At 51.7% G+C, this 13,164-nt stretch carries 10 protein-coding genes; 6 read left to right on the top strand and 4 right to left on the bottom strand.

Features of this window, described 5'->3' with window-relative positions; all coding sequences use genetic code 11:
* Positions 1–29: 29 nt before the first annotated feature.
* From JOD20_RS05415 to JOD20_RS05400, 4 genes are all read right to left on the bottom strand, one after another.
* Positions 30–1,463 carry a glycoside hydrolase family 13 protein gene (locus tag JOD20_RS05415; protein ID WP_204754284.1) on the bottom strand — a complete coding sequence of 478 codons (1,434 nt, stop codon included), beginning with the start codon at positions 1,461–1,463 and terminating at the stop codon, positions 30–32.
* A 114-nt stretch (positions 1,464–1,577) separates the two neighbouring features.
* Positions 1,578–2,948, bottom strand: coding sequence for a cytochrome P450 (locus tag JOD20_RS05410; protein ID WP_204754283.1), 1,371 nt, complete (start codon positions 2,946–2,948; stop codon positions 1,578–1,580).
* Positions 2,949–3,422: 474 nt separating this feature from the next.
* A complete protein-coding gene (locus JOD20_RS05405) occupies positions 3,423–5,237 on the bottom strand; it encodes an ABC transporter ATP-binding protein (protein WP_204754282.1) in 1,815 nt (604 codons plus the stop codon).
* A 647-nt stretch (positions 5,238–5,884) separates the two neighbouring features.
* Complete coding sequence (locus JOD20_RS05400; RefSeq protein ID WP_204754281.1) at positions 5,885–6,535, bottom strand: thiopurine S-methyltransferase; 651 nt, start codon at positions 6,533–6,535, stop codon at positions 5,885–5,887.
* A 242-nt stretch (positions 6,536–6,777) separates the two neighbouring features.
* Here JOD20_RS05400 and JOD20_RS05395 point away from each other — a divergent pair, with 242 nt between their 5' ends.
* The 6 genes from JOD20_RS05395 to JOD20_RS05370 all read left to right on the top strand — a co-directional run bounded on the left by JOD20_RS05395 (position 6,778) and on the right by JOD20_RS05370 (position 12,964).
* Positions 6,778–8,445, top strand: coding sequence for a DUF1800 domain-containing protein (locus JOD20_RS05395; protein WP_204754280.1), 1,668 nt, complete (start codon positions 6,778–6,780; stop codon positions 8,443–8,445).
* 9 nt (positions 8,446–8,454) lie between these two features.
* Complete coding sequence (locus JOD20_RS05390; RefSeq protein WP_204754279.1) at positions 8,455–9,744, top strand: DUF1501 domain-containing protein; 1,290 nt, start codon at positions 8,455–8,457, stop codon at positions 9,742–9,744.
* Between the two features lie 254 nt (positions 9,745–9,998).
* Positions 9,999–10,421 (top strand): hypothetical protein, encoded by a 423-nt coding sequence (locus tag JOD20_RS05385; protein ID WP_204754278.1) that lies wholly within the window; start codon positions 9,999–10,001, stop codon positions 10,419–10,421.
* 63 nt (positions 10,422–10,484) lie between these two features.
* Positions 10,485–11,168: a response regulator transcription factor gene (locus JOD20_RS05380; RefSeq protein ID WP_204754277.1), complete on the top strand. Its 684-nt coding sequence runs from the start codon at positions 10,485–10,487 to the stop codon at positions 11,166–11,168.
* Positions 11,169–11,171: 3 nt separating this feature from the next.
* A complete protein-coding gene (locus JOD20_RS05375) occupies positions 11,172–12,551 on the top strand; it encodes an ATP-binding protein (RefSeq protein WP_204754276.1) in 1,380 nt (459 codons plus the stop codon).
* On the top strand, positions 12,548–12,964 hold the full coding sequence (locus JOD20_RS05370) for a hotdog fold thioesterase (RefSeq protein ID WP_110513430.1): 417 nt from the start codon (positions 12,548–12,550) through the stop codon (positions 12,962–12,964). The genes JOD20_RS05375 and JOD20_RS05370 overlap by 4 nt, the downstream gene beginning before the upstream one ends.
* Positions 12,965–13,164: the final 200 nt, after the last annotated feature.

Genomic DNA, 13,164 nt, shown 5'->3' with positions numbered 1-13,164 from the left:
CTGCACGAATGCATGCAGCCCAAACCCAATTAAACAGCTTGCAACATCAAATGCTTCCATGGAGCCAGCGCTACCTCGCGAATTTTGCCTTCAGCAACGCTATACAACTCGCCAGTATTCACATCGCGGTACTGGGTTACGCTTGGCAATTGGCCATGCAGTGGCAAATCGAGTGCCCACGGCGTTTGATTGTTGTTCAGCACAATCACAAATTGGCTTTGTTCATCCCAACGCGCGCAGGCAAAAATATTCATATCGTTGTCGGCGAACAGGGTTGCATAATGGCCAGTACGCAAGGCGGTGTATTCATGGCGAAACTTGACCCACTGCTTCGTCCAAGTTTGTAGCTCGGTTTGCCAGGTTTGGGGTTGATCCCACGGAAAACAGCGGCGACAATCGGGATCTTTGCCGCCATGCAAGCCAATTTCATCGCCATAATAAATACATGGCGCACCTGGGAAAATTAATTTGAAGAGCACCGCAAGTTTCATGCGTTCCAAAGCCCATTTGCCTGCGCCCTCAGCAACGCTCAAAAAGCGCGCAGTATCGTGCGAACCAAGCAAATTAAATTGCACATACGTTACTTGTGGCTGATAACGCACAATTAAATGATCGATCCCAGCAGCAAAATCAGCAGCGCGCATACTATAGCTGGCAAAGAAATCAGTACATAAATCACGAAAGAGATAATTCATCACTGCATCAAATTGATCACCTTGCAGCCATGCTGAGCCATCAGTCCAAATTTCGCCCACAATATAGGCTTCAGGATTGATTGATTTGACGATTGTGCGAAACTCACGCCAAAAATTATGATCATCAATTTCGTTTGGCACATCCAAGCGCCAACCATCGATGCCCAATTCAATCCAATAGCGCGCTACATCGAGCAAATATTTGCGCACCGCAGGATTATCGGTGTTGAATTTTGGCAGCTCGCGAAAATCCCACCATGTGCGATAATTGGCAGGATAGCGCGATTCATAGGGATGAATTGGAAAGCGCGTGACATGAAACCAGTTAGTATACGGCGAATGCACGCCATTTTCAATCAAATCGTGGAAGGCGAAAAAGCCACGACCACAATGATTAAACACTGCATCGAGAATAACTTTAATTCCACGCTGATGGGCTTCGTTCAACAGGATTTTAAATGTTTCGAGCGTGCCAAAATGCGGGTCAATCTTGAAATAATCGAAGGTATTATATTTATGCGAGGTTGTGGCTTGAAAAATTGGGTTAAGATACAAGGCATTAATGCCTAAATCAACCAAATAATCAAGCTGATCGATAATTCCTTGCAAATCGCCGCCCATGTAGTTATAGAGGGTTGGGCTGGTTCCCCACGGTTGCACATTGGCCGGATCATTGCTGTGATCGCCATTGGCAAAGCGCTCGGGGAAAATCTGATAAAAAACGGCATGTTTGACCCATTCGGGCGTTTGCCAAGCGCTGGTTGTCATAAGTGCTCCTGTTGGTTGTGGCTTCGCAGCGTATGGTACCACAAGCAAGCAGGTCATTCTAAAAATCGGCATGGATCGCATCCATGCCGATTAATAACGTTGTTTTTGATTAACTTAGCGGTTGCGGCGTTTGACGAAGCGCAATTTGAAGCTGTTGTCGGGGGCAGGCGTTGGGGCAAAAACCTTTTTGAGCTTGTAATCAATTGGGTCGGCTTCAAACTTGGCGTAGTGCAGCAAGGCAGCGGTGGTCAACATAATTTGCACTTCGGCCAAGCCAGCGCCTAAGCATGTATGCGAGCCAGTGCTGAATGGCGCAAAGGCCCCGGGAATTCGATGCTCGTTGCGCGGCGCAAGATAGCGATCAATATCGAATTTTTCTGGCTCAGGGTGCAAATGTGGCAAGAAATGGCCAATCGATGTGCCAACCAGCATCCGCGTTCCCGTATCGACCCGATAGCCGCCAAATTCAAATGGCGCTTTGACCGTGCGCGGCACTGCTGGCGCAATCGGATACATACGGAAGTTTTCGAGCACGACCCGATGCAGCACATCCATTTTGCGCAAATCTGCTGGCTGTGGCACGCCATTGGCAAACAGCGCATCGGCCTCGGCCTCAACTTGTTCGTAGAGTTCGGGCTTGGTGGTCAACACATACATCAAGAACGACATCGTATTGGCCACTGTGTCCAAGCCGGCGATGTATGGCCCCAAGGCTGTCATCACCAAATCGCCTTCGGGCATCAGGGTTGGATCGTTGGTTGCGGCAATAATATCGTCGATGAGGCTTGGCGGACGATTGGGATCACGTTTGCCATTGCGATGGGCATCGAGTACGTTCTGGCTTAATTCAAGGCTCCGGTCGCGGGCGCGGCGATATTGGGGCAGCAACCGCAGAAAGCCGGGGCGTTGGCGGGTAATGTGGGTCATCAAGGCGATGCGCACGAACGTCCGCACATCGTCGATATACTCGCCTGGGCCTTGGCCTGCGATCAACATACCTAATTCGTCGGTAATCAAGCGCTGGAGTTGGGGGACAGTTACCTGCGATGTACCAACCGGCCATTGATCCAAAAAGCCGTTGATGACATTCAGCACTGCGGGAAACTGAGTTTCGATGGTTTGGCGGCTGTAGCCACGTTTTTCCAAGGCCCGCAGGCGTGAATGTTGCTCACCATCAACACTAATTAATGATTGTGATGCGCCCATTTCAGCATCGAGCGAGTGCCATGTATCCCACGAGCTAAAGTGTTTTGTAGCTTCGCGGGCCAGAAACAAGCACGCCTCAGGGCCAGCAATCACAGTAAATTTATTATTTAAGGCCTTAATTCGGAAAATTGGGCCAAATTTTTGATACTGCTTAACCATAAAATCGGTTGGATCGCTGAGCATTGCCTGCATGCTGCCGACCAAAAATGAGCCATCGGCAAGAGGCGGTAATGGCGCATCAGTTGGGCCACTCTTCCAGAGCATCTGTTGGACAGTCATAACACCTCCGCAAATCCTTAAAAAGGTTCAGCAAACCTTTCATCACTATAACACGAACTAATTGGCATTGACTAGTATAGTGATCCACGAAGGACTACGAAGGAGAATTGGCTCTCGGCTCTATGTACTGGTTCATTGGATTGACAACGAGGAGCATGCCCTCACCCCCAGCCCCTCTCCCACGAAAACGCGGGCGAGGGGAGCACCCATTTTTACCAAGGATTTTTGCAAGAACCACGGCGTTAAAGCCCCTCGCCCGTTGGACGGGAGAGGGGTTGGGGTGAGGGATCTTAACAACCGACCCTTGGAAGCCAGCCTCCTCGCCCACGAAAACGCGGGCGAGGGGAGTACGCGTTTTCACAACGCAGTGCGGCAGAACCACGCGATTAAAGCCCCTCGCCCGCCACGTGGGAGAGGGGTTGGGGGTGAGGGGATCAGGCGGTGGTTAATGTGATGAACTAGTACAGCTATGCTCTATCCCTCATCCTTTGCCCCCGACTCGATATACTCAAGGCTTTGGTGGCGGAAGTAGGTGTTATACAGTTCGGCATAATGGCCATCTTGGTCGAGCAAGCCTTCGTGCGTGCCAGTCTCAATAATTTCGCCTTTGCGCAGCACAATAATCCGGTCGGCGTGGCGCACGGTCGAAAGTCGGTGGGCAATCACAATCGCCGAACGATTCTGCAAAATCACGTCAAGCCCTTCTTGAATCAAGGCTTCGGTCAGCGGATCGATGCTGGCAGTCGCTTCATCGAGAATCACAATTGCCGGATTTTGCAATAGTACCCGCGCTAGCGCCACCAACTGGCGTTGCCCAAGCGAGAGATTGCCGCCACGCTCGCCAACATCGGTATCCAAACCGCTTGGCAAGCTACCAAGCCAATCGCCGCCACCAACGAGCCGCGCTACGGTTTGCACTTCGTCATCAGAGGCATCGGGCTTGCCATAGCGAATGTTCTCACGCACATTGCCATCAAACAAAAACGGGGTTTGGGTCACAATCCCCAATTGGCTGCGATAATCGCCGAGGTCGAGATCGCGAATATCTACGTCATCGATCTCGATGCTGCCACCCTGAAACTCATAGAAGCGGGCAATCAACTTGGCAATACTCGATTTGCCCGAACCAGTATGCCCAACCAAGGCAATCGTCTCGCCTGGCTGAATTTCGAGCGAGAAATTGCGCAACACTGGCTCTTCGGGGGTATAGCTGAAATTTACATTTTTGAAGTTGATGCGGCCCCGAACTGGGGTAATTTTGAGATTATTATTTTGCACCACATTCGATTCAGCATCGATTAAAGCAAAAACCCGCTCGCCAGCAGCCAAGCCCAATTGAAATTGGCTCCAGAACGAAGCAATGCTGGTCAAAGGAAACCAGAACATGGTCAGGCCTTGGACAAACAAGAACCAATCGCCAACCGATAAACTGCCTGCATCAACCGTCACCGCGCCCCAGTACACCAGCAAGGCCGTACCAATCCCAGCCAAGCCATTCATCAAGGGGAAAATACTGCTAAACACAAAGCGGGTTTTTTGGTTGACGCTGCGCGATTTCTCGTTGACTTCGTGAAATTCGCGATAAATGACTGGCTCTTGGCGAAAAGTTTTGGCCACGCCAATCCCGCTGACCGTTTCTTGAATGTGGCTGCTGACGGTCGCTGTCATGCGCCGTGATTGCGTGATGGTCGTGCGCGCAATTTTACGAAAAGCCAAGGCAAAGAAAAAGATAATCGGCGCAAAGCCAAGCATGGTGAAGGTCAACGTCACATTGATCGTAAATAAATAGCCAATCAACAAACTGACCAGCAATAAACGACTGAGCAAATCAAGCGTCAGCGTCATCACTTGTGAAAAAGCTTGGGTATCGGAGTTGACCCGACTAACGACTTTGCCCGATTGAAAGGTATCGTAGAACGACATATCGCGCTCAAGCACAGCATCGCAAGCATCTTCGCGCAAGGCCAGAACCACATCGCCAACCGCGCGGCTGGAAAGTTGCTGGCGCACTGCATTAAACACCCAAGCCAACGTCGCAATCAGCGTTAAGCCAATTGCCAAGTAGATAAACGTGCTCATGCTGCGATTTTCTTGCAGCTGATCGAGGCTGATTGAAACAAAAATTGGCAATGCTGTATCGAGCACTGCATTCAAAAAAATCGCCCCCGCCGCAATTGCCATGGCACGGCGTTGAGGCGTGAAATAGTGCATGATGCGGCGCAAAAGTTGACCGTCGCTATAGGTACGGTCATAGGCTTCTGCATCAAGCCCATCCATAATAAAACCCATAAATTCACCCCAGGTAGCTCAGATTTGCTGGTTAAGACCTTGGTAGTATCGTTGATTTTCGCTCCGCTCACTACCGCCCAAAGTCGGATATAACCTACCAATCCTAAGCAAGGATGAAGGATGAATTATGAGGGATGAAAGCAGAAGGCAAAAAGTGATCAGGGGTCAGGGGTCAGGGATCAGGGGCTTTAACGCCATGGTTCTTCGGCAATGCGTTGGTAAAAACGGCTACTCCCCCTCGCCCACTGAACGCGGGCGAGGGGGTTAGCTTTCAAGGGTCGGTTGTTAATATCCCCTCACCCCAACCCCTCTCCCATCCGATGGGCGAGGGGCTTTAACGCGCTGGTTCTCCCGCAATTCCTTGGCGAAAAATGGTCGGCTCCCCCTCGCCCGCGTTTTCGTGGGCGAGGGGCTTTAACGCCATGGTTCTTCGGCAATGCGTTGGTAAAAACGGCTGCTCCCCTCGCCCGCGGTTCAGTGGGAGAGGGGCTGGGGGTGAGGGAATAATCCTTATTGGCTATCGAAATCCTATTGGTATTAACAGAATCAATTAATCCAATAGCCCAAACCCAATAGCCTATTCCTCTGCGCCTCTGCGTTAAAAAACCAATTCCTGATCCCTGATCCCCGACACCCGATCCCCAAATCTACTGCTGAAAGCGCGTAATCAAAAAGCCATGTTCTTTGAGAAATTGCAAGTTGAATTTTGCAACCATGCGATGCTCTGGTTGGCTAGGAGCGGCAAAATGGCTAATAAAATAGCGTTCGCCATAATAAAATTCAATCTCGGTTGGGGTGATGCTAAACGGCGGCGTTGCCATCGTCGGCGCATATTCCAAAGTAATAATCATTTGCTGGCCGCCAACTGGCAAGATTTGATCGATCGTGGCGCGATAGTTGGTGCGCATCTCGTGCGGCAAGGCTACCAGCGCTGCCCGATCATAAACCAAATCAATTTTGCCAACATCGGCAGTGGTTAAACTCAAGACATCGCGATTGAGAATGGTGATATTGCCCGAAACATAGGTGGTTGGGTTTGGCTGCACGTAATCAAGCTCTTGCTCGGCAAAAAATTGCTCAATTGCCGTGGTCACTAGTTCCACCCCAATCACTTCGGCAGCATATTGGCTAAACCAGCGCAAATCGTTGGTTTTGCCACATAACGGCACGAGCACGCGCTTGCCCTGCAAAAATTCGGGCGTGGCAAAATGCTCAAGATAGGGGTGAATATCGCGCCGATGAAAGCTAGTTGCGCTTCCACCTTGTTGCCAAGAGTTGATCCAAAACGTTGCTTCCATTGCAGGCTCCTTATTCTCACACGATTTTGCAACCGATGCCCCAGACAGATTGCTGGCGAAAAAGGGCGCATGGCAGCCGCAACACAAAGGTGATTGTAGCACGTGCTTCTCACACTTACGAGATCTCTTAAATCCTCATAATAAATTAACATCTCGTTAATATAAGTTTACTTAAAGCTGGTTAGACTAACGCCTATCATTTGGCCTAGGTTTATTTTTTTTAGCTCTTTTAAGGAGTCTGTATGTCGCTTTCGCGTCGCCAGTTATTGTTGGGCGCTGCGGTAGGGGCCACAGGCGCAGTCGTTCATGAGGATGTTGATGCAGCGCCGCTGCAACCCTCGGCAACTGAAGCCATGGCAAAGCCACCATTCGAGGTCATTGCGCTCTCGCGCATGGCCTACGGTGCACTATCAGGCGATTATGCCCGCGTGCGCACGATGGGCCTCACCGCCTATGTCGATGAGCAACTCAACCCCAATTTCGCCGCCGATACCGATTGCAACACCCGCATCGCCAACGCAAAACTGCGGATTGTCTATGCAGCAGGCACGGGCTTTCCAGCAGTCGATGAAATGCGCGGCTTAGACACGCTGAACAAAACCCAGCCCGAGTTGTGGGAGCTACGAGTACATCCTTCTAATACCGAACGCATTCGTCCGGTTGATGAAGTCGTGGCTGCCAATTGGATTCGCGCCATCTACAGCAAATGGCAATTGTTCGAAATTATGACCGATTTTTGGCACAATCACTTTAATGTTTGGGCCTATAGCGATACCCGCATCTCGGCGCTTTGGCCGCACTACGATAAAACCGTGATTCGCGCCAATTGTTTTGGTAACTTCCGTGATTTCTTGGAATCGGTTGCAACCAGCCCAGCCATGCTCTATTACCTCGATAATTCGACCAGCCGCGACGGCCCAGCCAACGAGAATTTTGCTCGTGAACTGTTTGAATTGCACACGTTTGGCTCGCAAAACTATCTCAATAATATTTATGACAATTGGCAAGAAGTGCCACGCGACAACCAAGGCCGCCCAATTGGTTATATCGACCAAGATGTATACGAGGCAGCGCGGGCCTTTACCGGCTGGACCGTTGCCGACGGCGTTGGCGGTATTCCCAATACTGGCGTGTTTCATTATGTTGATACATGGAATGATAACGCCCAAAAAATTGTGCTGGCCAACTTCTTAAATGCCAATGCCGGCCCGCAAGTCCATGGCAAAGCAGTTTTGGATCTCGTCGCCAAACATCCGGCCACGATTCGCAATATTTGCACCAAACTCTGCCGCCGTTTGGTCAGCGATAATCCACCAAAATCATTGGTCGATAAAGCTGTCGCCGTATGGACGGCCAACTACGATGCTCCCGACCAAATTAAGAAAACCATTCGGGCAATTTTGCTAGCCCCTGAATTTTTAGCAACTTGGGGTGGCAAGATTCGCCGCCCAAACGAGGTTGTAGCCGCCTATTTGCGCTCAACTGGCGCAGAAGTCAAGCCAACTGCTGAATTATTTAGCTGGATTACGATCTGTGGCTATCGGATGTTCAACTGGGCAACCCCAACCGGCCACCCCGACGAAAGTGGTTATTGGAGCAGCAGTAACGCCTTGTTGAACACATGGAACCTCTTATTCCACTTGCAGCAAGCCTACTTCCCGCCGGCAACCTTCGATTTGCAGGGCCAAATGCCAAGCAGCGTTACCACCGTGCGCCAGATTGTTGATTACTGGGTTATGCGCATGTTGGGCTATCAGCCTTCGGCCTTGGTCAAAACCAAATTGCTCAACCTGATGGGCCAAGCTGGCAATCTCGATGCCGTGCCCGTTGGCAGTGCAAACGATGTGAAATTACGCCTGAGCAGCCTTGTGCACATGATTGGCATGCTCCCTGAATTTTATACCCGCTAGGAGGCTGCAATGGAAATAACTCGTCGTCAATTTGTGGTTGGCTGTAGCACTGCGATTGCAGCCATGGCTGGTGGTCGGTTGGGTGGTTTGGCGTTTGCCGAGCCAGGCGATATTCAACGCGATATTATGGTGGTGGTGTTTTTGCGCGGTGGCTGTGATGGCTTAGGCATTGTTTCGCCGCTTGATGATGCCAATTTTCAAGCAGCCCGCAACACAATCACCTTTCCAAACACTGGCACTGGCGCAGGCCTAGAGCTAGGCCAAATGGGCAGTGTGCCGTTTTGGCTGCACCCCAAGGCTGCCGCCTTCAAAGAATTATTCGATAGCCAAGATTTGGCTTTTATTCACGCCAGCGGCTTGACCAACGGCACGCGCAGCCACTTCGATGCCATGGATTTTATGGAACGTGGCACGCCCGACAATAAATCGACCAGCACTGGGTGGCTGACTCGCCACATGGCTGCGACCAGCCCCGACGGGGTTGTGCCAATTATGTCGACCGGTTCAGCGTTGCCAGCGTCGTTGCTTGGCAGCCCCAATGCCGTGACAATCTCGAATGTGCAGCGCTACGCCATGCAAGGCTATGGCACGTATGGCGCGCAGCAACAAGCAGCATTAAACGAAATTTATACCAAAACTGGCAGTATGCTCGATGCCCCAGCAACCCGCTTGCTTAGCTCAATTGCTGCGGTCAAGGCCCGCAACCCAGCCAATCCTTATGTGCCAATTACAACCTATCCTGCTGGCGGGCTATCGGATTCGCTCAAAGCAATTGCCCAAATGATCAAGCTCGACGTTGGCTTGCAAGTTGCCACCCTCGATTTTGGCGGCTGGGACACTCACGAATCGCAAGTGCCAATTTTGGGCAATCAACTTGATGTTTTGACCCGTTCGCTGCATGCCTTCTACAACGATTTGGTCGATTATCACAGCAAACTGACCATCGTGGTAATGAGCGAATTTGGCCGCCGTTTGAAGGCCAACCGTAGCGCTGGCACCGACCATGGCCACGGCAATTTGGCGATGGTTTTGGGTGGAAACGTCAATGGCGGGCGAATTTTCGGGCGCTGGCCAGGCTTAGCCAATGTTGATCTCGACCATGGCGTTGACCTAGCAATCACCACCGATTACCGCACGATTTTGAGCGAGATTGTGGTGCGGCGCTTGCGCAACAATCGCTTGGGCTTGGTCTTTCCACAAATTAGCCAATATCAACCACTCGGCTTAGTGCGCGGCACGGATATGGCGATCGATTGGTCGTCGGGCTTCCGTTCGTACTTGCCGATGGCACGCCGCTAGCTGATTCGTTACATTTCATAAGCTCAATACTTCGTTGCTTTAGCAGCCATCCAAGCTTTGGGGGCTGCTAATCCATGCTAGGTTCATCCACTTAATTGTGTCGATTGTTCGCAAACCAGCATTTGCTTTACAATTACGACAGGATTTAGTAGGGCAGATACTGGGTTTTATGTGCGCATTATAAGGTTGCGTTAGGCTGTAAGGCTTGGGCTAACCTGCGCTGATTGTGCCAGCTGCTATGGACGAGATAGCCTATGATTTTGCAAGAGTTTGCTCGCTACCACTCACATTATTTTTTTGATCCCGATGACGCGATCTTAGCCCCGTTGAAAATTTCCAATCCCCGCGCGATTGACGGCCTGATTTCGATGGGGCCGGGCAGTGCCGTGGTGTTTTATCGCACCCCGCGCGGGCTTTTTTTGCGCTTGAATCGGCGCGAATTGCAAATTAGCGATGCAACCAGCGCCGATGTGATTCGCGGCGAAACCAATACCCTGATTGTCTATGAACATGTCTATGAGCGTTTGCGCTGGAATTACACGCCGCCAGCCTGGATTGCGCCCTTGATTCCTAACGATAATGCCAGCCTCGACGAGGAGCATTTTGATTTTGGGGTTTTTATCTACAATGTGTTGAGCAACAAGCAACGCAAACGGCTGGTTTTCGCGCGCAAATAGGCCTTCTTCGCAGGTTCTTCACGGGTTCAGGCTACAATACCAGCATCACCAGTGGAGGCTTGTATGAGCGCAAAAATTTTAATTATTGAAGACGAGCGCAAAATTGCCATCGGCCTACAAAATTATTTAGAAGGCGTAGGCTATAGCACGCTCACCGCCAGCGATGGCCAAATTGGGCTTGATATGGCCCGTCGTGAGCAGCCCGATTTGATTTTGCTTGATTTGATGTTACCTGTCGTTGATGGCTTTACGGTCTGTCGCACGCTGCGCGCCGAATCGAGCGTTCCGATTATTATGCTCACTGCACGGGTCGAAGAAGTTGATTCGTTGGCTGGCTTGGAGTTGGGCGCTGACGATTATATAACCAAGCCGTTTTCGCCGCGCCAAGTTGTGGCCCGCATCAAAGCAGTGCTCCGTCGGGTTAATGGCGAGCTAGAACCACCAATGATCCTGCGCAAAAATGGGATTGAAATTGATCTGCAACGCCGCACGGTGATGATTGAGCAAACGCCAATTACCAGCCTAACTCCGACCGAATTTGATTTATTGGTGACCTTGGTGCGCTCAGCTGGCCGCCCCTTGACCCGCAGCCAATTGCTTGATGCAGTGCAGGGCGAAGAAGGCGAAGCCTACGATCGCACCGTCGATGCCCATATCAAAAACGTGCGGCGTAAAATCGAACCCAATCCCAGCGTGCCACGCTACATTGTGACCGTCTTTGGCATTGGCTACAAATTTGCGGAATAAGCCATGAAACTGCAACGAAAATTATTATTGACCCACATTGCAGTTGCGCTCGTTGCAATTTTGCTGATCACGGCGGTGGCCAATTTCACCGTCAATCGCTATTTTAATGATCTTGCTACAAAACAGGCCAAGCAAGCAGCCCAAGAGTTTGCCCCCGCTCTAGCCGATTGCTACGAGATTATTGGCAGCTGGAATTTTAATGGCCAGCGCTGTATGAAGCTTGGCCCGCGACCCTTCATGCTGCCGCAAATGCGCCATGTGATTGTCGTCGATACCACAGGCGAGGTAGTGTTTGATAGCCGTGGCCGCGGCCCCAAGGCCAACAAGCAGCTCGCCAACGTGACCCAACGCGATATTGAGCGCGGCGAGCCGATTAGCGCCGACGATGGCACGGTGATTGGCACGGTGATTGTGCGGCCAAACGAAGGCCAATTTGGCGCAGATGAAGATTATTTTTTGAGCATGGTACGGCGCAATATCTGGCTGGCTGGGGCAATTACCGCGCTTTTGGCCTTGGCGATTGGCTTTCGCTTGGCGCGCACCTTGGCAGCTCCCTTGCGCGGCTTAACCAATGCCGTGCATCAATTGGCCCAAGGCGAGCGCTCGGTGCAAGTTGACGATTCGGGCAACGATGAGATTGCCGAATTAAGCCAAGCCTTTAATTCGATGAGCAATGAGCTACAGCGCTCTGAACTGGTGCGCCGCCAAATGGTTGCCGACATCGCCCACGAATTGCGCACACCCTTGAGCGTGCTGCAAATTGAGCTTGAGAGCATCGAGGATGGCGTGAGCAAGCCCACGCCTGCGGTGATTAGCTCATTGGGCGAGGAAGTGCAACAGCTTAATCATCTGATTGAAGATTTGCGCACCCTTTCGTTGGCCGATGCAGGCCAATTGAGCCTCAACCCCGTTGAGCTAGAGCCGCACGAGGTGGTCAATCGGGCGGTTAATCGCATGCAATTGGCCGCGCGCGAAAAACAATTAGAGCTGGCGAATGAGAGCGCCGAGCAGCTTGATTACGTCCAAGCGGATCCATCACGCTTACAGCAAGTGTTGGTCAATCTCTTGCAAAATGCGGTTCGCTACACCCCGCAAGGTGGTAAAATTCGCGTGACTGCTCGCCAAAGTGCTGGTGAAGTTATTTTGGGGGTTCACGACACTGGCGCGGGCTTTGACCCAAGCGAGGCAGCAACCATTTTCGAGCGCTTTTATCGCACCGATAAAGCTCGCGCCCGCGAGACTGGCGGCACAGGTTTGGGCTTAGCAATCGTCAAAGGCCTCGTGACCGCAATGGGTGGTAGGGTTTGGGCAACCAGTGTGCCAAACCAAGGTTCAAGTTTCTATGTTGCTTTACGAGCAATCAGCACCAAGGAGGGTGTATGACCGATTTGCCTGATGTAAGCGCAATGAACGAGTTTCAACGGGGCACGCTTGCTGACACACTCGGCATCAGTTTTACCGAAGTCAGTTTGGATCGGGTTGTGGCGACGATGCCAGTTGAGCGCAAAGTCCATCAGCCATTTGGCTTGCTGCATGGCGGCGCATCAGTGGTTTTGGCCGAATCGCTGGCCTCGGTGGCTGGCTGGGCCAACGTGATGCACAACAACCAACTGGTGGTTGGAGTCGAAATCAACGCCAATCACCTGCGTTCAGTGCGCAGCGGCGTAGTCACTGGCGTAGCCACGCCATTGCATCGCGGTCGCCGCACCCAAGTCTGGGAAGTTCGCATCAGCGACGACCAAGATCGTTTGATCTGTGTTTCGCGCTGTACCGTGGCAGTCGTCGACGCTGAGTAATAGAAGATCCCCTCACCCTAACCCCTCTCCCGTCGAACGGGCGAGGGGCTTTTGGTTGTGTAAGTTTGGCATGATTGGTGGTGAACATTGGTGCTCCTCCTCGCCCGCGTTTTCGTGGGAGAGGGGGTTGGCTTACAAGGGTAGGTTTTAAGATCCCCTCACCCCAACCCCTCTCCCACACGGCGGGCGAGGGGCTTTTG

The organism is Herpetosiphon giganteus (assembly GCF_016907925.1).
GTDB lineage: Bacteria > Chloroflexota > Chloroflexia > Chloroflexales > Herpetosiphonaceae > Herpetosiphon > Herpetosiphon giganteus.
This window is presented reverse-complemented; position numbering and strand designations above follow the sequence as displayed.